Source organism: Providencia sp. SP181, assembly GCF_050446505.1.
In the GTDB taxonomy this organism is placed as follows: Bacteria; Pseudomonadota; Gammaproteobacteria; order Enterobacterales; family Enterobacteriaceae; genus Providencia; species Providencia vermicola.
The window spans coordinates 124,851-147,071 of record NZ_JBBPXM010000009.1; the positions used below are offsets into that span (position 1 = coordinate 124,851).

General features: G+C 42.2%; 17 protein-coding genes. 7 read left to right on the forward strand and 10 right to left on the reverse strand.

What is annotated here, in order from left to right:
• Positions 1-21 precede the first annotated feature (21 nt).
• The 7 genes from fbpC to AABS66_RS15920 form a co-directional block, all read right to left on the reverse strand.
• Positions 22-1,107, reverse strand: coding sequence for a ferric ABC transporter ATP-binding protein (gene fbpC, locus AABS66_RS15890; protein ID WP_206082492.1), 1,086 nt, complete (start codon positions 1,105-1,107; stop codon positions 22-24).
• Positions 1,097-3,175, reverse strand: coding sequence for an ABC transporter permease (locus tag AABS66_RS15895; RefSeq protein WP_206082491.1), 2,079 nt, complete (start codon positions 3,173-3,175; stop codon positions 1,097-1,099). Before AABS66_RS15895 ends, fbpC begins: the two co-directional genes overlap by 11 nt.
• A gap of 348 nt (positions 3,176-3,523) precedes the next feature.
• The gene (locus AABS66_RS15900) at positions 3,524-4,555 is read right to left on the reverse strand and encodes an ABC transporter substrate-binding protein (RefSeq protein ID WP_272539189.1); all 1,032 of its coding nucleotides are present in this window, start codon (positions 4,553-4,555) and stop codon (positions 3,524-3,526) included.
• Positions 4,556-4,575: 20 nt separating this feature from the next.
• A complete protein-coding gene (gene uhpC / locus AABS66_RS15905) occupies positions 4,576-5,895 on the reverse strand; it encodes an MFS transporter family glucose-6-phosphate receptor UhpC (RefSeq protein WP_206082489.1) in 1,320 nt (439 codons plus the stop codon).
• Between the two features lie 106 nt (positions 5,896-6,001).
• Positions 6,002-7,528: an MASE1 domain-containing sensor histidine kinase gene (locus AABS66_RS15910; RefSeq protein WP_206082488.1), complete on the reverse strand. Its 1,527-nt coding sequence runs from the start codon at positions 7,526-7,528 to the stop codon at positions 6,002-6,004.
• Positions 7,529-7,532: 4 nt separating this feature from the next.
• Complete coding sequence (locus AABS66_RS15915; protein ID WP_206082487.1) at positions 7,533-8,162, reverse strand: response regulator transcription factor; 630 nt, start codon at positions 8,160-8,162, stop codon at positions 7,533-7,535.
• 180 nt (positions 8,163-8,342) lie between these two features.
• Positions 8,343-9,374 (reverse strand): methyltransferase, encoded by a 1,032-nt coding sequence (locus AABS66_RS15920; protein WP_272539190.1) that lies wholly within the window; start codon positions 9,372-9,374, stop codon positions 8,343-8,345.
• A 1,043-nt stretch (positions 9,375-10,417) separates the two neighbouring features.
• Here AABS66_RS15920 and AABS66_RS15925 point away from each other — a divergent pair.
• The 5 genes from AABS66_RS15925 (at position 10,418) to glnB (ending at position 16,063) form a co-directional block, all read left to right on the forward strand.
• On the forward strand, positions 10,418-11,857 hold the full coding sequence (locus tag AABS66_RS15925; protein WP_206082485.1) for a sensor histidine kinase: 1,440 nt from the start codon (positions 10,418-10,420) through the stop codon (positions 11,855-11,857).
• The gene (gene qseG / locus AABS66_RS15930; protein ID WP_272539191.1) at positions 11,857-12,675 is read left to right on the forward strand and encodes a two-component system QseEF-associated lipoprotein QseG; all 819 of its coding nucleotides are present in this window, start codon (positions 11,857-11,859) and stop codon (positions 12,673-12,675) included. Before AABS66_RS15925 ends, qseG begins: the two co-directional genes overlap by 1 nt.
• On the forward strand, positions 12,675-14,015 hold the full coding sequence (gene glrR, locus AABS66_RS15935; protein WP_206082483.1) for a two-component system response regulator GlrR: 1,341 nt from the start codon (positions 12,675-12,677) through the stop codon (positions 14,013-14,015). Before qseG ends, glrR begins: the two co-directional genes overlap by 1 nt.
• Positions 14,016-14,089: 74 nt before the next feature.
• Positions 14,090-15,712: an NAD+ synthase gene (locus AABS66_RS15940; protein ID WP_206082482.1), complete on the forward strand. Its 1,623-nt coding sequence runs from the start codon at positions 14,090-14,092 to the stop codon at positions 15,710-15,712.
• 12 nt (positions 15,713-15,724) lie between these two features.
• Entirely contained in the window at positions 15,725-16,063 is a 339-nt protein-coding gene (gene glnB, locus AABS66_RS15945; protein ID WP_004912721.1) for a nitrogen regulatory protein P-II, read from the forward strand.
• Between the two features lie 183 nt (positions 16,064-16,246).
• Here the strand turns inward: glnB and hmpA are convergent, their stop codons facing one another.
• A complete protein-coding gene (gene hmpA / locus AABS66_RS15950; RefSeq protein ID WP_430225162.1) occupies positions 16,247-17,446 on the reverse strand; it encodes an NO-inducible flavohemoprotein in 1,200 nt (399 codons plus the stop codon).
• Positions 17,447-17,908: 462 nt separating this feature from the next.
• Here hmpA and glyA point away from each other — a divergent pair, with 462 nt between their 5' ends.
• Both glyA and AABS66_RS15960 read left to right on the forward strand, forming a co-directional pair.
• Positions 17,909-19,162, forward strand: a complete 1,254-nt coding sequence (glyA, locus tag AABS66_RS15955; RefSeq protein ID WP_430225163.1) for a serine hydroxymethyltransferase — start codon at positions 17,909-17,911, stop codon at positions 19,160-19,162.
• 79 nt (positions 19,163-19,241) lie between these two features.
• Positions 19,242-20,393, forward strand: coding sequence for a 3-phenylpropionate MFS transporter (locus tag AABS66_RS15960; RefSeq protein WP_206082479.1), 1,152 nt, complete (start codon positions 19,242-19,244; stop codon positions 20,391-20,393).
• A gap of 42 nt (positions 20,394-20,435) precedes the next feature.
• Here the strand turns inward: AABS66_RS15960 and AABS66_RS15965 are convergent, their stop codons facing one another.
• Together AABS66_RS15965 and AABS66_RS15970 are read right to left on the reverse strand one after the other, a co-directional pair.
• Positions 20,436-21,128, reverse strand: coding sequence for a fimbrial biogenesis chaperone (locus AABS66_RS15965; protein ID WP_206082478.1), 693 nt, complete (start codon positions 21,126-21,128; stop codon positions 20,436-20,438).
• A gap of 13 nt (positions 21,129-21,141) precedes the next feature.
• Positions 21,142-22,221: a fimbrial protein gene (locus AABS66_RS15970; RefSeq protein WP_206082477.1), complete on the reverse strand. Its 1,080-nt coding sequence runs from the start codon at positions 22,219-22,221 to the stop codon at positions 21,142-21,144.

The window sequence follows — 22,221 nt, forward strand, 5'->3', positions numbered from 1 at the left end:
TATTATTCAAAGAGTGGGATATTACTCAAGAATAAACATGCCATATGGGTGGATCTGCAAATAAAGATTTTCGCCAACAGTAGGTTGTAACTGTATTGCATTGATCTGTAGCAACATGGATTGGCCATGCCAATCAACAGTAACTTCGTATTGAGGCCCCATATAAGCAACGTGAGTAACCGTACAACGTTGGCTATCTTCACCCTGTAAACTCAAGGTAATGGCTTCAGGGCGAACACCCACAGTGACTTGTGTTTGTGTTGAGGTAATTTGCGCAGGACGAGGCAAGCGATAATTAAAGATATCCACAGAATCCGCGGTCAATGTTGCAGGGAAAATATTGGCATCCCCCATAAAGCTCGCCATAAATTTCGACGCTGGCTGGCGGTATAACTCTTGAGGGGAACCTAGCTGCATGATTTTCCCTTTGTTCATCACCAACACCATATCAGACACCGCAAAGGCTTCACTTTGGTCATGGGTAACGTACAAGGAGGTGATGTTAAATTGCTGCTGTAGCTCGCGAATTTTCTCACGCATGCTACGGCGTAAGTTGGCATCCAAGTTACTTAACGGCTCATCAAATAACAGCACTTTTGGCTTGAGGATCAACGCTCGAGCTAAGGCGACACGCTGCTGTTGTCCTCCCGAAATTTGGTCAACAAAGCGGTCGGCAAAGCCAGCTAAATCCACCAGCTCTAATGCTTCATCAACGCGTTTTTTGATCTCAGCTTTCGGTAACCCTAACATTTTCAAGCCATAGCCTACGTTATCCCCTAAAGACATATGGGGGAACAAAGCGTAGGACTGGAACACCATACAAATATCGCGCTGTTGTATTGAACGGTCGGTTACATCTTCCCCATCAATAAACATACGGCCTTCGGTCGGCTTTTCGAGCCCTGCCACTAAACGTAAAACGGTAGTTTTTCCGCAACCCGATGGACCTAATAAGGTCACCATGCTGCCTTGGGGAATGGACAAACTTAAATCATCGATAACCGTGTTGCTACCAAAGCGTTTAGTCACATTTTTTAATTCAACAAAACTAGTTGTTTCACAAGAATTCGGTTGTGTCATGTCAGTTACTCCATGATTACTGTGCATTTTTGGCTTTGGAACGTGAAACACGGGCTTCGCCAATCAAATAGTCAAATAAGAAGATAATTGCGAGCATGACCACAATTAAAATGGAGCCATAAGCAATCGCAACACCATACTCACCATCCTCAACACGGTTAAGAATGTAAGCGGTGGCTACGCGTGTATCAGGAGTAACCAAGAACACAATTGCACTAACAGTGGTAATCGCTCGTACAAAACTGTAAATCAGCGCGGATAAAATCGCAGGGCGCAAGAGCGGCAGTAAGATAAAGAAAATAGTACGCATAGAACCTGCTCGTAAGCTCAGCGACGCTTCATCTAATGATTTATCAATTTGGCCTAATCCTGCGATGCCAGCACGGATCCCCACAGGAACGTTACGCATAGTCATCGAAATAATTACGATGGCCGCTGTACCTGTTAAATAGAACGGTGTGTCGTTAAAGGCTAAGATGTATGACACACCCGCAACTGTACCAGGTACGGCGAAACATAACATGGTGGTGAATTCGATGGTTTTCTTACCGCGGAAATCTTGGCGTACCACGATATAGGCAATTAATAGACCCAGAATTGCGGTGATCGGTGCGGCAATTCCTGCATACAGAAGGGTATCGAGCAATGAAGGCCATGCGCCATCACTCATACCTTGACCGAATAACTTAATAAAGTTATCTAACGTTAAGGTGTAATCCACACCCCAGTTCACCGTAAAGCTTCCGTAGAAAATGCTACCGTATAACAGAACGTTAAAGGCGACCCAAATCGCTAAGAATGTCGTGACAGTGGCAATTAAAGATGATGGTAAGGGTTGGACATCACCACGATAAGATTTACCCGAAACCGTGACGTACGAACGTTTACCAATCCACATATATTGCACACAGAATACCAACAGAGAGAAGACTAACAAGGAAGCGCCCAAGGTACTGGCTGCTTGGTAATCTAACTGAGAACCTGTGATATAGAAATAAATTTGCGTCGCTAATACATCGAAGTTACCGCCTAACACTAATGGGTTACTAAAGTCGGCCAGTGACTGAACAATAACAATTAAAAATGCGTTAGCTAATGCAGGTTTCAATAATGGCATAAACACATTAAAGAAGGTTTGGTAACGATTAGCGCGCAGGGTATAAGAGGCTTCTTCCAATGATGGGTGAATGGTTTTAATCGCACCATCCAAAATCATAAATGACATTGGGGTAAAGGCCAGAACCTGTGCGAGCCAAATTCCCGTAAAGCCATACAGCCAGTTGGTATTTTCTAACCCCATGTAAGTCGCGAGAAATTCAGTAATATAACCTGAGCGACCCATCATCAAGGTGACACCAAGGCCCACAACAAAAGGTGGTGTAACGATAGGTAGGATAGAAAATACGCGACCAATAATGGCAGAACGTTTCGCAATACGTGTGGTGTAGATAGCTAAAATTAACCCAAAGAAGGTACAGCCAGCTCCCACTGCTAAAGAGAGAAATACCGAGTTAATGATAACCTGAACAATATGGGATTGCGTTAAAATTGCCACAAAGGCAAATGGCGCGAAATCCCCATTACCATCGGTAAACATGGGGATAAAAATCGCTACACTTGGGAAGACGATAAACAACGTGATCAGTGCGATAACGGTGATAAGCGACCCAATGACGAATTGGTCGCCACCCAGCCACTCAAGGCGGGTTAACGCGTGCGTCATCACCATACCTAGGGCAATAAACAGCACAATGGCGGAATAACCAAGGCCCTTACCATCAAAGTAAGCCGTGATGATCACCACAACGGCAGTGATAGCCGCGACAGCAATATCGAAGTAATGGCGTGTTTTATGATAACGATCCGCTGGTGTTAACGGGCGAATAAACAGTACAGATGGCAAGAGATACCAAAGCCAACTAATGTTTATGCTGCTCCAACCATAAGCGGCGAGGATTTCATCTTGTGTTGAGTCAAGTAAGCCATAATCAAGGCTCCAAGACGGTAACAAGGCGAAACCAACCCATGCCAATAGCAGCCAAAAAAAGGTGCTATCTCGCTTTTTAGGTGGTGTCAGAGCTAGGGTTTGAGACATAGATCCCCCTAAGCTCGTCATATTTTGCGCTGTCACAGTGTTGGCTGCGCTCTGTTATCCTAGTCACATACTTGTGTATGCTCCTAGGAATAACGTCACTTACCGCCTTGTGACAACCCAAACTATTTAGAGCTTAATGATAATAGTTAGAATTTTTATCTAGTTATATTTTGCGCTGTCACGGTATTGGCTTTGCTTTGTTATCCTAGTCACATGCTTGTGTATGTTCCTCGGAATAAGGTCGCTTGCCACCTTGTGACAACCCAAACTATTTAGAGCTTAATTAAATTAATTTTTATTTTAGTTAAGTAAGTGCTCAGTGCGGCGCGTTCACGCCGCACAGGGTGGTTATTTGCTCATTTTGACTTCAGTAACCCACTTGTTGATTAAATTCTTACGGACATCGGCATCACCGTATTTGTCCATATCGTAATTAATCAGGTTCAGGTCGTTCAGTTTTAACGAAATTGGGGACGATTCCGCCGTAGTATTGGTGAGGATTTGGTAAGATTTACCTTCTTTCCAACTCAGCTCTTGGGCTTCTTTAGACAACACGAAATCCACGAACAGTTTAGCATTATCCATGTTACGGGCATTTTTCAGGATACTGATCCCGCCAATTTCATAGCCCGTACCTTCACATGGTGCGATTAATTCTAATGGTGCGCCATTTTCCACTTCTAATGAATAATCATGTAAGAAGCCGATACCAATGGCAGACTCACCACGTGCGGCATTACGTGCTGGGGCAATACCTGATTTGGTGTATTGAGAGATGTTAGAGTTTAATTTTTTCAGGTAATCAAAGGCTTGCTCGTTACCCCAAAGTTGGTCAAATGTTGCTAGTGCGGTATACGCAGTTCCTGAGCTTTGTGGGTCAGCGATTTGAATTTCACCTTTATACTCAGGTTTGGTTAAATCTTTCCAGCAAGTTGGAATAGGTAAGCCTTTTTCTTTTAAGCGATCTTTATTCACTCCAAAGCCTAAAATTCCGATGTAAACCGCAGAGGAATAGTTACCTTTGCGTTTTGCAGGGTCTTGGAATTGAGGCATAATTTCATCGAGTTTTGGTGATTTGTATGGCTCAAGTAAATCCATTTCTCCTGCTTGTGAATGTGGGTCTAATGTACCGCCATACCACACGTCTGCTTGTGGGTTACGTTTTTCAGCTTCGATTTTAGCTAAAGTACTGCCTGAGCCGTTACGTACAAACGTAGTTTTCACATCATATTTTTTAGCGAATGCTTGGGTTTCTGTTTCGCACATCGCGTTGGTTGCACTACAGTAAACCACAAGGCGACCCGCCGCACTTGCAGTGGTCGAAATTGCGGCGAGGGATAAGCCTGCTGCGATTAGAGTAGAGAGAGTTTTCAGTTTCATTTTCAATCCTTTATCAGATTTTAATTATCAGAGGGTGAAACAGATCCTGCCATGTGCTCTCGTTTGCTGACATTCGCAATCAAAAGCGGCATAAGCAGTAGCCCCATCAAGGCAGCGGCACTGGCTAGTAAGGTAAACATCCCTGACCAACCGTAATGTGCGATGACTTGAGAGAGCGGCCACCCTGCAATTGCAGCCCCTAGATAGGCATACAACCCAAGGTAACCCGTTACCGCGCCCGCTGCTTTTTTATGACAATATTCTGTTGCAGCGAGACCGATTAACATTTGTGGTCCAAAAACAAAAAAGCCGATAGCAAAAAAACACACTGCGAGTAAAGCGTAATGATGAATAGGGGTAAGCCACAAAGCACTGACTGAGATACACAACCCCAATGAAAACAGCAAAATCATTGGTGCCCGCTGCCCGCGAAACAAAATATCAGAGCCCCATCCTGAGCACAGTGCGCCAAGTAGCCCACCTAATTCAAATAACGACAATGTTGCGTTGGCACTGAGTAAATTGGTGCCGTGTGTTTCTGTTAACCAGAGATTTCCCCAGTCGTTTATCGCCATGCGAATGAGATAAACTAAAATATAGGAGAAGCCTAATAACCAAATCATGCGGTTGAAAACAATCGCGTCTTTTAAAATCACCCACATTGGCATCGGGGGGGATAAACGCTCTTGGCGTAGCTCCAGCACATCTTGGCGCCATTGCCCAACACTGGGTAGTTGCTCTTCTTGTGGTGTTCCTCGCAGCTGGCGACATAACCAAAGCCCAACCCCCACACCAATCAACCCTGGCACTATCAATGCCATTTGCCAACTATATTGCGTTGCTAACAGCGCAGTGAGCAAAGGCAACAGCATGCCGCCGAGATTGATGGAGATATTCCACAACCCCCACCAGAAACCACGTTCATTACGTGAGTACCAGTGAGTGAGAATTCGTGCACAAGGTGGCCATCCCCAACCTTGGAAAAATCCGTTTAGCGTCCATACCAACAAAAGGGCAGGGAACGATAAACAATAGGCAAAAATGATATTCAGTAGCCCCGTCATCACAAGACCTGCACCCATAAACCAGCGGTAGCCTGTGATATCGTGGAAAATACCCGATAAAAACTTGGAAATGCCATAAGTCAGGTAAAACGCCGTGGCAATCCAGCCAATATCACTTTTGTCGAGCAGCAATTCGCTCTGCATGACAGGCATGACAAAATTGAAGCTTTTTCGCGTCAGATAAAAGGTGGCATAACCCACTATCATGAATAACATCAGTCGGCGGCGCCAAAAGCGATAAGTGCTATCCAAATCCAATGTATGTTGACCTGTCATGATGGTATTTCTCGTGTTTGGCAAAATGTAATCAAGTTTTTAACAAAAGGGATGAGAGAAGGTATTAGAGGACTAGGAATAATTCCTATTTTTGTGATGTTTTATCTTAAAATGTGGGCAAGTTAACAATTATTTGCGTACCGTTTTGTGTGGTGAGAGTCCAATCTCCCCCTAAAGCTCTAACGCGTTCTTCAATACCGCGTAAACCAAAGCCACTCGTGCGTTTGCTAAAGGGAATACCCACGCCATTATCATCAACAACAAGCTGGATCGAGTCACCTATTTGCGCTAGTGAAATGTGGATTTGTGTGGCTTTTGCGTGTTTGCTGATATTGTTAAGTAATTCCTGAACAAGGCGGTACAACGTAAATAGAACGGTTTCATTGACGGGGGTTTCTTGTAGCGCATAGCGAAAATGGCATTGAATATTATTTTCAGGAAAGGAAAATTCTGCGATTAAATGGGTGAGCGCATTCTCGAGGGACATCTCATCCAATACAGGCGGACGCAATTGGCGCAACAGTTGCCGAGTCGATTGGTGAATTTGCTGAGCAAGCTCATTAATTTGGCTTGCCGCTTGGTGGCTTAATGAGTCTGGCGCTGTTTTCTTGACTAACATGGATTGAATCTGAATGGCGGTAATATTTTGCCCAATTTCATCATGCAATTCGCGGGCGATGGCTTTTTTGATATCTTCTTCAGTATGAACTAATTGGCGCATCAGATCACGTCGTGCTTTTAGCTCTTGTTCTAAGCGTTGTCGATAACGTTGTAGGTTATTGGCGAGCTGTTTTTGGCGGCTAATGGCAATCCCCAGCCCAATACCGATTAAGGCTTGAGTGCTGAGAAACATTTCCAGTTCTTCTAAGTCTGCAAAAGCACCGTGAAATTGCCGCGCAAAAGTAATAATTAAACTGCCTAATAATGCGGAAAGCACCCCTCCTTGCCAACCATAGCGGTAAGCCATAAACACATTTGGAATAAACACCAGTAAAACAATCAAACGTTCGATTTCAGGTGCGAAAAAGACTTGGGCACTTAATCCCACTACACAAAATAAAAAACACCAAACAATCAAAGAAGTACGTAATTGTTTGTCGGGAGTTCCATAGTCAAGCAACATTTGGTAGTGCTGCTCATGCAGGTATTCATAGATAAGGTAAACAAATGGGGAGAGTAATATCCCCCCAGTGAATGTCGTTAAAAAGAGTTGGCTAATGGAATAGGATGATAGCCAGCCAAACAGCAATGCATGAAGCACACTGTTTGCAGCGACACCAGCTAGCAACAATAATAAACGTTGCCAATATAAAGTATAGCGCCACCAAATATCTTGAATAACAAAAGCCACACCAAGGCTTAATAGTGGAGATAGCAGTAAAATCGGTTGGAAAAGCAGTTGCTCCCCAGATAACCAAAAATTCAAAATACCTTCGCTAAGTAGCAAAGTAGGCCAATAGCGCCGCCACAGGATGATCATTAAAGCAAGGCGCAACCCTTGCGGCAAAAATAAGGTTGCCTGAAAGCTGTTTTCACTTAAATAAAAACCAATGATCCACAACCCAATCCACAGCAATGAGTAGGTAAAGAGTAGAAAAATAGATTGAAGTGTTAAACGCAGGTTTTTACTCATGCCATTAAGACCTTGAAATAAGGTTGTGCTCTAGTGCGTAGTGTACGAGGTCAATGGTGTTTTCGCATTGCAATTTACCGAGCACATTAGCGCGATGGACATGCACTGTTTTATGGCTAAGCTCGAGTTGTTCTGCAATCACTTTAACGCTGAGGCCTGCTACGAGTAAATCAAAAATCTCCCGCTCCCGAGGCGTTAATTCTTGCATCCCTTGATGTTGTTGCGGCGAATGGCGTAGCGCTCGCATGGCGTCTGCGCATAAATAGCATCCCCCTTGGTGAACAGAACGTACCGCTTGTACCAGCTCTTCTGGCCCGCAGCGTTTGGTTAAATAAGCGCTGGCCCCTGCGTCTAAGGCGCTTTGTACAAAAGCAGGGGTATCGTAAATACTGAGAATAATGGTTTTGAAGTCTGGCTTTTTTTGGCGAAGTCGTGATAACAACTGCAAACCATTTTCATCTGGCATGGAGATATCCATAATAGCGACATCAATCTCTAAATTAAGAAGCTTTGGCAATGCTTCTTGGGCGCTAGCATACTGTCCGACAACGGAAATATCGGGTTCTAGGGTCAGCAACTGTGCGAAACCAGAGCGCACAACGACGTGGTCATCAACTAAGGCGATTTTTATCATGTTGTTATATTCTGTGATGAATAGGGTATTGAGAAATCTTATATCAAGATGAGAAAGGATAAGCTAGGAAGAAGGTTGAGAATTCTGAAGTGTATCAGAAATGTCGGTGGTTTTATTCAATGAATAAAATGCCTACCTATCACTTGTACCCTAAGGTCGGCATTCATTGGTTTAATCAAATTATATAGGTATAGCTTCAAGAATATGAATATGACAATGGGTATCGATTATTCTGTTAAGTTTAAGATCCGCATTGCTTAATAATGTCTCAAACTCACTGATAGTATGTTCGCCACCTTCGGGTGAAAGGCTTAAACAAATTAAGTCTATATCGTTACCAATATTTACTTTGTTATCATCAGCGACGATGCAATCAATGAGCAAGAGTTTTGATGTTGTTTTCATCGCACGGCGAATGGTTTTTAAAATATTAATTACACTGTCTTCTGGCCAGTCATGAGTAATGTATTTGAGTAAATAAATATCAGCTTCAGGGCATTTTTCGAAGAATGAACCGGGGTAGGTGGTCCAGCGCGAATCGTCACCGAGTAGAGGTAATATTGTTTGTTTTAATACATGAGGCTGATCAAATAGAATGCCTTTAGTGGTGGGGTTTCTTTTTAATACCTCAAAAAGTAATGCTCCTAAGCCTCCAGCAATATCTGCAATCACAATATTTTCTGGGAATTGATATGCATTAATAACGTATTCATTTTCAATGCGTGACATAGATGACATGCCGACATCAAAGTTGTCAGGTAAGTGAACATTTTTCTGCCAGTATTCAAAGAATGTCCCTCCAAACATATTTTTAAATACAGGTTTGCCAAGAATAATTTCATCAAGATTATGTATAGGCATCCAGAAAGTCTTATCTGTTAGCATGAGTATCGCTTGACGTAATGAATAAGGATGGTCAGGAAGTAAAAACTCAGCTTCGGGGGTTAAGGCAAAGTGCAAATCATCCTGTATTTTAAAAATACCTTGAGTTGTTAATATACGTAGTGTTTTATGGATAACTTTTGGTTTGCCATTAATAATTTCTGCTAACTCTTGTGACGTTTTAGGCCCATCTTTTAAATATTCTGCAATGTTTAATTTGACTGCTGCCCGTAATGCTGCTTGAAACATGTAACCCGTCACTTTTTCAATGACTCGGACCGCAATGTCAATATTTTCTGCTTTGTTTGAAGTTTCTGAAGTAGGATTCATACAATCTCCAATTATTAATTTCAAAGTGAGAACATGCATCGATTATCAATATTAAGTATTGTTTAAATTTGTTAAAGTGTAAAGGTAAATAGTTATTGAATTGCTTTATTTGAATTTAATTGATTAACTTAGTGTATTATTTTGGTTTTTATGTTTTTTTTATTGTGAATTTTAAGATTAAGGTGGGGAATGTTTTTTGTGAAACTATAAATATTATTAATTATTTTTTGGTGAAAAGATAAAATAAGCAGCGTAGAGTTAGCGTTTTTTCCTCGTTGTCTAAAATTAGCGACAACACCCCATATGTACTGTCGCCAAAAGGAGACATTTATCTCTATGATAAATAAAGTTTTTATAAATTGAGCTTTTGAGTGTCTTAAATTAGCGACAAACTGAAGGTTCGGATAAACCGTTTCAGCGTATTCAGAAAGAGTTAAAAGAAGTAATAAATTTAATTTGCTTATTTTTTAATGGGTTAGATATTTACTTGAAAAGTTGGCATGAGTTGTGCATAATAATATGCAGTTGCTCATTCAATTCATTATGTCGGTCCAAAAATAGTTGGGAACATACCACATAAAGCCAGAATGACGCCAAAGTAAGGTGCCTACCGTCCAACAGCACAGATACTCGCCTTCGGGCCTTATCAAACACAGGGCGACACGTGGAGTGAGGCACCACCTATATGATTATCTTTAATGTAAAGACATAATCCTATACAAGCAGTAAATCATCGCTGGCGGAGTTAAGGTCGATCCTTATCTCCGCCTTCCTATGTCTGTTATAATTCGAACCACAACGTCGTTACCCGCGCTCAGCTGCAATCCGAATTATTTAGAGGATATTAATAAATACTCTAAAATATTCCCTCTTAGGGTATACCTCACTGAAAATACTCATTTTTATACAAAAATTGGCACGTTCATTGCAGCGGCTCAGTCATAGTTAGTCTGATTTTTATGCTATGGAACTCAGAACCCGAATTCACCTTTTCGCACGGGAGAGAGTTCTGCTACCATTGAAATACGTTTAATGGGTATGAGATGAATGTATTGAGCAAATGGCGTTTTTTCCCGCGTTCCTTGCGCCAACTGGTTGTGATGGCATTTTGGCTCGTCTTGTTGCCTTTATTAGTTTTGGCATATCAAGCGTATCAAAGCTTAGAACAACTGAGTAACCAAGCCGCAAATATCAATAAAACTACTTTACTGGATGCTAGGCGCAGTGAGGTAATGAGCAGTCTCGCATTGGAAATGGAGCGAAGCTATCGACAATATTGCGTATTACAAGATGCAGCTTTGCAAACTCAATACCAAAAACAATTTGCCGATTATGAACAAATGTTTGAAAGGCAAAAAACCATTTTGCCTCAAACATCTGACACCTCAAAGCTCACTGCAACATTAACACAACTTAAAATAGTGGCATGTGAAAATAATGAGCCTACCGCGAAAGTCACTCAAGCCTTGGAGCAATTTTCAGCAGAAAATACCGCACTTGTACAGGAAACTCGCGATGTGATTTTTAGCCGTGGGGAACAGTTGCAAAAAGCAATTGCAAATAAAGGGCAATTATTCGGTTGGCAAAGTTTGATCTTGTTCTTACTCAGTGCACTATTAGTGACTTTATTTACTCGAATGATTATTGGGCCAGTGAAAGTCATTGAGCGAATGATCAATCGCCTTGGTACTGGCCGAACTCTAGCCAGTAACATTGAACGCTTTAAAGGACCAAGAGAGCTTCGTACAATCGCTCAGCGTATTATTTGGCTAAGTGAGCGCTTGGCTTGGCTTGAGTCTCAACGACATGAGTTTCTACGTCATATTTCCCATGAGTTAAAAACACCACTCGCCAGTATGCGAGAAGGCACCGAATTACTTGCTGATGAAGTCGCAGGGCCATTAACTGACTCTCAAAGGGAGGTTGTTGAAATTCTTGATCATAGCAGTAAGCATCTTCAGCAACTTATTGAGCAGTTACTCGATTATAATCGTAAATTGGTTGATGACCCACCAGAAGCCCAATTAGTTGACCTAAATAAATTGATTGAAGATATTGTTAATGCACATAATTTACCTGCTAGAGCCAAAAATATTAAAACGGAAGTCCGTTTAAAAGTCGAAAGCTGTTTAGCGGAACCCACTTTACTTGGGCGAGTTATTGATAATATCTACTCCAATGCGGTGCACTATGGTGGCGAATCAGGTAATATTTGGATCACGAGTCGTCAAACAGGCAATAAACTGCTGATTGAAGTTGCAAATACAGGTACGCCAATTCCCGAATCTGAGCAAAGCATGATTTTTGAGCCTTTTTACCAAGGGTCCTTGCAAAGAAAAGGTGCGGTGAAAGGGAGTGGGTTGGGGTTAAGTATTGCACAAGATTGTATAAAACAAATGGGCGGAGAACTCTCACTAGTCCCATATAAATCAGCAGATGTCTGTTTTAGAATTGAACTGCCTCTAACAGCAGAGAATGAATAATGGTCAATCGGTCTACAGATTTTTTGGCAGTGCTTTATCGTAAAGCACTGCCAAATAAACTTAATCAAATAAGCCCATTCGTGATGAGACGAACAGGGGTCAGCTTTGGGGCGGTATTCTTTACCCTTATCCTAAGCGGGTGCGTAGCAAAAAATGGTCAATCGCCACTGGAAACGCTGGCACAAGTGGTTGTGCCTGAAGTGAAAGTGACTGATTATCGTTATGCATCGTGCGATACGATTTGGGAAAATGACCAGCCTGCTGCTCGTGAAAATGCGCTATTTTGGTTGCGTATGATGGATTGTGCAGATCGCACAGAAACTTCACAAGCACGTGAAAATGCAAGCAAAATAGAGGTTACAAATTGGTCAGATGCATTTCAACAAAATATACTGTTAAATTCAGCTGACCCAACGATTGCTGAGCGGCGAAAAATGCTCGACAGCATTAATACATATAGCCTCAGTTTTCCAACTGCGGTACGCCCTTTATTACAGTTATGGCGTGAGCAACAAGTGCAAATTATTAACCTTTCAGATGCAGGTGCGCGCTATAAACGCTTACAGCAAGAAATGGATACTAAGCTTGATCGCTTAAAAGAAGACAACGCTAAGTTAGCTTTTGAACTGAACACAACATCGCGCAAACTCGAAAACTTAACAGACATTGAGCGTCAACTTTCCTCACGGAAAAAAAGCACTAATGAAACGGAAAAAGAAGTCGAAAGCGTTGTTGAAGGCGATAAAGAAACCTCATCTGACGCAGCAAAACCCGCAGAGCCTCCTGTAGAACAACCTTCATCGGAGAACGCGAAATAATGACAAACCGTAAGTCGGCAAGTTTACTGCTCGTTGATGACGACCCTAGCTTACTTAAGTTACTTGGGATGCGGTTAAGCAGTGAAGGGTTTAAAGTGACCACTGCGGAAAGTGGCCCTGAAGCACTTAAAATCTTACAGAAAGAAAAGTTAGATTTGGTGATAAGTGACTTACGCATGGATGAGATGGACGGAATGGCGCTGTTTGATGAAATTCAAAAAGCGCATCCTAATATGCCAGTTATCATCTTAACGGCACACGGTTCAATCCCTGATGCCGTTGCTGCGACACAACGTGGCGTGTTCAGCTTTTTAACGAAACCTGTTGATAAAGATGCTTTATATAAAGCTATTGATGAAGCACTTGCTTTATCTTCTTCACCGATGAGTGATGAAGAGTGGAGTTCGGGGATAGTCACCCGCAGCCCTTTAATGATACGTCTTCTTGAACAAGCCCATATGGTGGCACAATCAGACGTTAGTGTACTGATTAACGGCCAAAGTGGAACGGGTAAAGAAGTGTTAGCGCAGGCCATTCATAAAGCAAGTCCGCGCGCCCGTAAACCCTTTATTGCTATCAATTGTGGCGCATTGCCAGAACAACTTTTAGAATCTGAACTATTTGGTCATGCAAAAGGTGCCTTTACGGGGGCAGTGAGTAACCGCGAGGGGCTGTTTTTTGCCGCAAGTGGTGGCACACTGTTTCTTGATGAAATTGGCGATATGCCAATGCCCTTGCAGGTAAAACTATTGCGGGTGTTACAAGAACGCAAAGTTCGCCCATTAGGGAGCAATCGCGACTTAGACATCGATGTGCGTATTTTATCTGCAACACACCGTAATTTACCCAAAGCGATGGAAAAAAATGAGTTTCGTGAAGATCTCTATTATCGCCTGAATGTGGTTAATTTACGTATTCCTGCATTAAATGAACGTGCAGAAGATATTCCATTATTAGCAAATCATTTATTGAGAGAATCTGCGTCTCGGCATAAGCCCTTTGTTCGCAGTTTTTCAAGTGATGCGATGAAATGCCTGATGACAGCAACTTGGCCAGGTAATGTACGCCAGTTGGTTAACGTGATTGAACAATGTGTAGCGTTAACAACATCTCCTGTTATTAGTGAAGCCCTTGTTAGCCAGGCGTTACAAGGTGAAAATACTGCCTTGCCAACCTTTGTTGAAGCACGTAATCAATTTGAATTGAATTATTTACGCAAGTTATTGCAGATGACGAAAGGCAATGTCACACAAGCCGCACGCATGGCTGGACGAAATCGCACAGAATTTTATAAATTACTTGGCCGCCACGATTTGGAAGCTAATGACTTTAAAGAATAATTAACTATTATTCACCTATATAATCTACGTGGACAAGGTAAACCGTATTCACGCTTCGGGAGAAGAAACACGTTATGAGCCGTAAGCTTAATATTTCACTCGCACAACTTAACTGGTTAGTCGGTGACATCGAAGGTAATTGCGATCGCATGTTACAAGTCGTGAGTGAACAAGCCTCACAAACCGATATTGTGATGTTTTCAGAACTGTCTCTGACGGGCTACCCGCCTGAGGATTTAATTTTCCGTGCAGATTTTGAAGACAGATGTGAAGCTCAGCTTGAACGTTTGCAAAAGGCGAGTGCAGAAACGGCAATTATTGTCGGCCACCCTTGCTATGAAGGGGACGAAATTTTCAATGCACTTTCTTTCTTCTATCAAGGGAAATTGCATGCTCGCTATTTTAAACAAGAACTACCAAACTACGGTGTTTTTGATGAACCGCGCTATTTCAGCGCAGCTGAAAAAACCTGCGTGGTAGAATTCAAAGGCTATCAATTAGGTTTATTGATTTGTGAAGACATTTGGTATGACGAGCCTGTTGATGCGGTGAAAGGTGCTGGAGCCGAGTTATTACTAACTATCAATGCATCACCGTATGATATTCACAAGGAACATATCCGTAGCGACTTACTGGTTGACCATTGCCAACGCACTCACATGCCTATCGTTTACCTCAACCAAGTGGGTGGACAAGACGAGTTGGTATTTGATGGTGGCTCGAAAGTCATTGCAAATAAAGGCAAACAAACCTTTAAATTACCCGAATTCAAAGAACAAGTTGTTACGGTACAATTTGATGAGCTGGAATTGGTAAGTGAAGGTAGTGTGTTTATTGAAAATGATCCTGTCGCGCAGGTATATCAAGCCTTAGTGATGTCGACTCGCGATTATATCAATAAAAACGGTTTTAATGGTGCAATCCTTGGGTTATCTGGAGGGATCGACTCTGGTTTAACAGTGGCTATCGCGGTAGATGCTATCGGTAAAGAACGTGTGCAAGCGGTGATGATGCCGTTCCGTTATACCTCAGAAATGAGCATTCATGATGCCAAAGAACAAGCTGAGTTGTTAGGTGTGGAATTTGATATTGTCTCTATCGAACCGATGTTTGATTCATTCATGGCGCAATTAAGTCCAATGTTTGAAGGAACTGCGGTTGATACCACCGAAGAAAACTTACAAGCTCGCTGCCGTGCTGTTATTTTAATGGCGATGTCCAATAAACGCCGCCGTTTAGTCCTGACGACCAGTAATAAGAGTGAGTCTGCAGTGGGTTACTCAACACTGTATGGTGATATGGCTGGCGGCTTTGATGTGTTAAAAGATGTGCCAAAAACATTGGTTTTTGAACTGGCAAAATATCGCAATACACTTTCACCCGCTATTCCACAGCGTGTGATTGATAGGCCGCCATCTGCAGAACTGGCTCCAGGGCAGTTAGACCAAGATAGCTTGCCGCCTTACGATATATTAGATGCTATCTTAGAAGGTTATGTTGAAAAAGACTTATCCGTGAATGACCTTATCAAGCTAGGTTTTGATAAAGAAGTTGTCCGTAAAGTGGTGCGCTTGGTTGATCTGAATGAATATAAACGCCGACAAGCACCTGTTGGGCCGCGTATTACCATGCGGAATTTTGGTAAAGACCGCCGTTATCCGATCACCTCAGGTTTTGGCCGTAAAAATTGGTCATAACAGGAACTATTTATGAAAAAAATTGATGCAATTATAAAGCCATTTAAACTTGATGATGTACGTGAAGCACTGGCGGAAGTCGGGATCACAGGGATGACGGTTACGGAAGTGAAAGGGTTTGGTCGTCAAAAAGGGCACACCGAACTGTATCGTGGTGCGGAATATATGGTGGACTTTTTACCGAAAGTCAAAATTGAAATAGTTGTCCCTGACGATATTGTAGAAAACTGCGTTGAAACTATTATGCAAACAGCGCAAACAGGTAAAATTGGTGACGGTAAAATCTTCGTTTATGATGTTGCACGTGTGATCCGTATTCGTACGGGTGAGCAAGATGAGGAAGCAATTTAACTTTAGGGTTAAAAGGCGGTAACGGTAAATACACAGGAATGGGATTAGAACAGTGTATTTTTTATGCGGCCCGTTACCGCTAAGCTGTGAAAAAACTTCAAACACCAAGCCATTAGAACAGTTTCTTTTGGCTGATACGTTTCAGGAAATGCTCTTCTAAACCGAAGAGCATTTTTTTATCTATTAATTCAGGGACAGCACTTTATGTGGGCCAAAGCACTCATAATGGATAGCATCGGCATCAACACCCATCGAAATTAATTGTTGACCCACATGTTGCATAAAGCCTACTGGACCACAGAAATAGAATTGCATATTCGGTTGGTCAATCCATTCACGTACTTTTTGTAAATCCATTAATCCTTCATATTGGTAATCAAAGCCGAGGCGGTCATTGCCTCGAGGCTGGTTAAACCAAATGGCAGAATGCCCCATTTTTTGTTTGGCCATCAATTGCTGAATTTCGTGGTTAAACGCACGAACAGCTCCATTTTCAGCCGCATGTAGCCAGTTGATCGTTGCTTCATGGCCTTGTTGCGTCAGGTGGTTTAGCATGCTTAACATTGGCGTCAGGCCAACGCCTGCTGAGATGAGTGTGACGGGCGTTTGGTTATCAACATCGATAAAGAAATCACCACATGGTGGTGCTAAATAAATACTATCCCCTTCATTGATGTGCTGATGCAAGAAATTAGACACAGCGCCTTGGTCTTCGCGTTTTACTGCGATACGGTAACTTTGGCCATTAGGTGCTGTCGTTAAGGAGTATTGGCGGATCTCTTGGTTCTCGAATCCATCATGATTAATATAAATTGTGATGTATTGACCTGGGCGATAGCCTGCGACGGGTTTTCCATCAACAGGGACGAACTCAAAGCTAGTAATAACATCGCTTTGTGGTTGTTTTTGTTTCAGTTTAAATTCGCGTAAACCTTCCCAACCCCCATTTTTATCGGCATTTTCTTGGTAAATTGAGGCTTCACGACCAATAAAGATATCGGCTAATACCCCGTAGGCTTTGCCCCATGCATCAAGCACTTCTTGACCAGGATTGAGGAGCTCATCAATGGCAGCCAGTAGGTTTTCGCCGACGATAGGGTAATGTTCAGGTTTAATATTTAAACTAACGTGTTTTTGCGCAATCTTTTCAACGGCAGAAATTAATGCTTCAGGGGTTTCAATATGCACAGCATAAGCGCAGATTGCATTAAATAATGCTTCACGTTGCGCACCATTAGCTTGGTGAGTCATATTGAAAATATCTTTTAATTCAGGATGTTGATTGAACATTCTGTCATAGAAATGTGCGGTAAGTTTTGGTCCAGTGGCTGCGATAGCAGGAATGGTTGATTTAACGATAGCGATAGTTTGGCTGTCTAACATACAGGTGCTCCTGAATTTTTTTCATGTTCTCTGTTAGGAAGAGTTTGGCATTTTTTCTGAAGCATCCAAAAATATAGCACTTAATTTTCAGTGGGATAGCTGAATTTTGTGCCGAAAATCTTCACTTTTATGAGAGACATAAAGTTTATTTATAAACATGTATTTTAAATACAACTTATAATATTTAAGGGTATCTGTAAAGATGCAAATAGATAAAATAGGGCAAAAATAGGCACATAATGAGAAGGGACTCGCAATACTAGATATTCCTCCGTCAAAATTTAAAATTTGAGCTATTTTATAATGAGGCTGAAAGTGGTAAATGACGTGAAAAAAATTAATGCAATCGTTTGCGTATATTTTTTCTTTAGGGCTATCTCAAGAACGAAAAAGAGTTTACACTGTGTGCTATTGCGATGAATTGATTGTCAACCTATTGAATTGCTGAGGCAGGAGAAGCGAATGTTAAAGCGTGAAATGAATATTGCAGACTATGATCCAAAATTATGGGAAGCAATGGAGCAAGAAGTACAACGTCAAGAAGAACACATTGAATTAATTGCTTCTGAAAACTATACCAGTCCACGAGTCATGCAGGCTCAAGGTTCTCAGCTAACCAATAAATATGCAGAAGGGTATCCAGGCAAACGCTATTACGGCGGTTGTGAGTATGTTGATGTCGTTGAGCAATTAGCGATTGACCGCGCAAAAGAATTATTTGGTGCAGACTATGCAAACGTGCAGCCACACTCTGGTTCACAAGCGAATGCGGCAGTTTACATGGCATTGCTACAACCAGGTGATACTGTGCTGGGTATGAATTTGGCGCACGGCGGCCACTTAACTCACGGTTCCCCAGTTAACTTCTCTGGTAAATTGTACAATATCGTTCCTTATGGCATCGATGAAAGCGGTAAGATTGACTACGACGATATCAAAGCGCAAGCTGAAAAACATAAACCAAAAATGATTATCGGTGGTTTCTCTGCGTATTCAGGCGTGGTTAATTGGGCTAAAATGCGTGAAATCGCAGATGCTATCAATGCTTACTTATTCGTTGATATGGCACACGTTGCGGGTCTGATTGCGGCAGGTGTTTATCCAAACCCAGTTCCACATGCTCACGTTGTGACAACCACAACTCACAAAACATTAGCGGGTCCTCGTGGTGGTTTGATCCTCGCGAAAGGCGGCGACGAAGAGCTGTACAAAAAAATCAACTCAGCCGTATTCCCTGGTTCGCAAGGCGGTCCTTTAATGCATGTTATTGCAGGTAAAGCCGTAGCACTTAAAGAAGCCATGGAACCTGAGTTCAAAGTCTACCAACAACAAGTTGCGAAAAATGCGAAAGCAATGGTCGATGTTTTCCAACAACGCGGCTATAAAGTTGTTTCTGGTGGAACTGAAAACCACCTGTTCTTAGTTGATTTAGTTGACAAAAATATCACGGGTAAAGATGCTGATGCTGCATTAGGTCGTGCGAATATCACCGTAAACAAAAACAGTGTACCAAACGATCCGAAGAGCCCATTTGTCACTTCAGGTGTGCGTATTGGTTCTCCAGCAATTACGCGTCGTGGCTTTAAAGAAGCTGAAGCGCGCGAGCTAGCGGGCTGGATGTGTGATATTCTAGACAACCTCAATGACGAAGCGACCATTGAGAGCGTGAAACAAAAAGTATTAGCAATCTGCAAAAAATACCCAGTTTACGCATAATATAACGACTTTTAGTTACCTAAACCCGCTTCTACTGTTAAGTATGAGCGGGTTTTTTGCATTGAAAAATGGAGGGATGATGGTCATTCCATCAACGCGCTGGCTAGCAATTGATTATTTTACCTACTTTTTTGCATACAGTATTTTTTTGCCGTTTTGGTCTGTTTGGCTACAGGGTGAGGGCATTGATGCCGAAATGATCGGTGTTTTGCTTGGTGTAGGCCTTGCGGCTCGTTTTCTTGGGGCGATGTTTATCACTCCATTAGTTAAAGAGCCGTCAAAATTAATTACTGCATTGCGGTTGTTGGCTGCATCATCCTTAATTTTTTCCATTGGCTTTGCTTTTGGTTCCCATTGGGCATGGCTGCTTTTTGTGATGATTGGTTTTAACTTATTTTTCGCTCCAATGGTTCCATTAGGGGATTCATTGGCAGGAACATGGCAGAAACAATTTACGTTTGATTATGGCAAAATCCGTGTTTGGGGTTCGATAGCCTTTATTATTGGTTCTTCATTAATGGGTTATCTAGCTGGGGTTTGGGGCCATAAATCAATTATGGTTGCTTTGATTATCAGCTGCTTAGCTTTATTGTTGGGGGCGATGTTGAGGCCTACAATAATGCCTGCGGGGGCGGCAAAAGCAGATAATGGTAATAAAGTTACTTTTAAACAACTGATTGCTGATAAAAATGTGGTCAGATTTCTGATTTGCGTGACTTTATTGCAAGGTGCTCACGCAGCTTACTATGGTTTTGCCTCGCTGTTCTGGAAGGAAGCGGGATATTCAGACTTAGTGATTGGTAACTTATGGTCATTGGGTGTTGTCGCAGAAGTTATTGTCTTTATGCTGAGTCACCGTTTATTTAGGCGCTGGAGTGCACGTAACTTACTGTTGTTATCCGCATTCTGTGGAATAATCCGTTGGGGAATGATGGGGGCATTTACCGCATTACCTATGCTTATTATCGTGCAAATTTTACACAGTGGAACGTTCACTGTTTGTCATCTTGCGGCAATGCGTTTTATCAGCGCGCGTAAAGAAAATGAAATTATCCCATTACAGGGTGTCTATTCGGCACTGGCGACGGGTGGTGGTCTAGCGGTATTAACAATTATTGTCGGTTATATTTATGAGCGTGTTCCTGCTCATCATGGCGTGGTCTTTTATTTGATGGCGCTACTTGCTGTACCTGCGTTATTTATTCGCCCTAAAGTGACTGCACAGTCATAATCTTCCCATCAAAGAGCTATAAATGTAGTGAAACACCTTCATTTATAGCTTGGTTTGATGCTCAATTTGCTGCCCAGTATCATCAATATAAACCACGGTAATATTTTCTCCATTAACCACTTTTTTCCCCGAGGGGATTGTCTGAGTCGAAAATGGTGCGATCATTAAACTTTTAGCAATAAGCTCATTGGCGTTATTTGCTGTGTAGATATTGGCAATGCTGAGAAAATAAGGTGTTGGGTTATTCACGGCTAATAGCCCGTTATCGGCATAAAATTTAGCGCTATCCAATAATGTATCTGGAAGGGGTAACAGCGAAATAGGGCGGTAAAACACTTTAATTCGAGTTTGGATGGCAAACTGGAGCGTATTCATACCCTGGGTGTTTTTAGGCTTGGGTGCGATATCCAAAACATTTAAATAATAAACAGACTCTCTATCCATGGGTAAGTTATTACCAAGAAAACGGATGCGGAGCTGAACGCCTTCATTAGCGGCTATTTTGTTGATAGGCGGCGTGACAATAAATGGCGCATTGGTTGTTTCGGGTGTCGAATTAATATTCCCTTCATCTATCCAACTTTGGATTAACGTCGGCTGTTCACTGTAATTAGTCATCTGAATGCTAACCATTTTTTTATCACTGGGAAAAATAACCCGAGTTCCTTGTAAAACAAGGCTTGCTTGTGTTTGTAAACTTATCAGTAATAAGGCAATTCCTCCTAAGTATTTCATCATCGCTCCTTTTTTAGTTGTAAGACATTACGACGGTTGCCGTACCAGATACCGCCCCTTGAGTGACAATATTGGGGTTATAGGGATAATAATAAGCCCCTAAATTGACGGAAAAGGATGGTGAAATGGGATTGCCTTTTGGGACGAAAAAAATACTTGTGGCGGTATTTTGTGCCGTTACACTGTCTGAAAGGAATAAAGGGGCGGTGAGGTTATCCGTTTTGACGAGCCGAAAACCGACACCTTTAGCACCTTGGGTTAGGGTATTGTTTATCGTGGTTTTATCATTTGCCAGTAAGCTACCGCTGGATAAAAACATAGACACATCGCGAGAAGCGGTGCTACCCGCGAGGAAATCTTGGCACGTGAAATTCAATGTGAATGGCGTGTAGCCTGCTCGAGTCACATTTTTGACAGTATTGATACTGACAGGCGGAAGCGAAACGACTAATCCTTGATTAGTAAAATTACAGGTTGTTAGGATTGGGTTATAGGTTAACTGCATCGGTTGGTAAAACATATCCTCAGCATGTGTTGGCCATTGCAGGGTTAACAGAAACGTGACTAAGTCTGAGAGAAGGCGCAGTAGCCAAGGGATAAGGCCTAATGCCGTTACATCCGTTGCCATCATTACTGGGCTGATTAACACACTGTTACCTGCAACTTCTTTATAATTATTTGCGGGTGGGCTGCTGAGTAATTTAAATTGAATCGTAAAATTTGTATCTAGATTAGAGGCGGGGTAGGTACCTGGGGGAATATTAGTCACGCTTGATTGACTAATACCGCTGACCGAGATAGAAACCACTTGTTTCCCACCATTAAAGCCAATCGCAACTGTTGATTGGCGAAATGGGCTATCAATGCCCACTGTATTTGATTGAAGTAGCCCTGGTGCTACACAGGTATACTGACCTGTGAATCCTGTTCGGGTTGATTTGTTCACGGTGGTTGATGTGCTTGTGAGTTCCGTGGATATATCAAAATTCAGTGGCGGTGCATTTTTTTCTCCCGCATTACTGCAACTGGCAGCAACATCATAGCTTGCGAGTAATAATGCGGGTAAGAGAAGTGCCAGTAGCGTCTTTTTCAT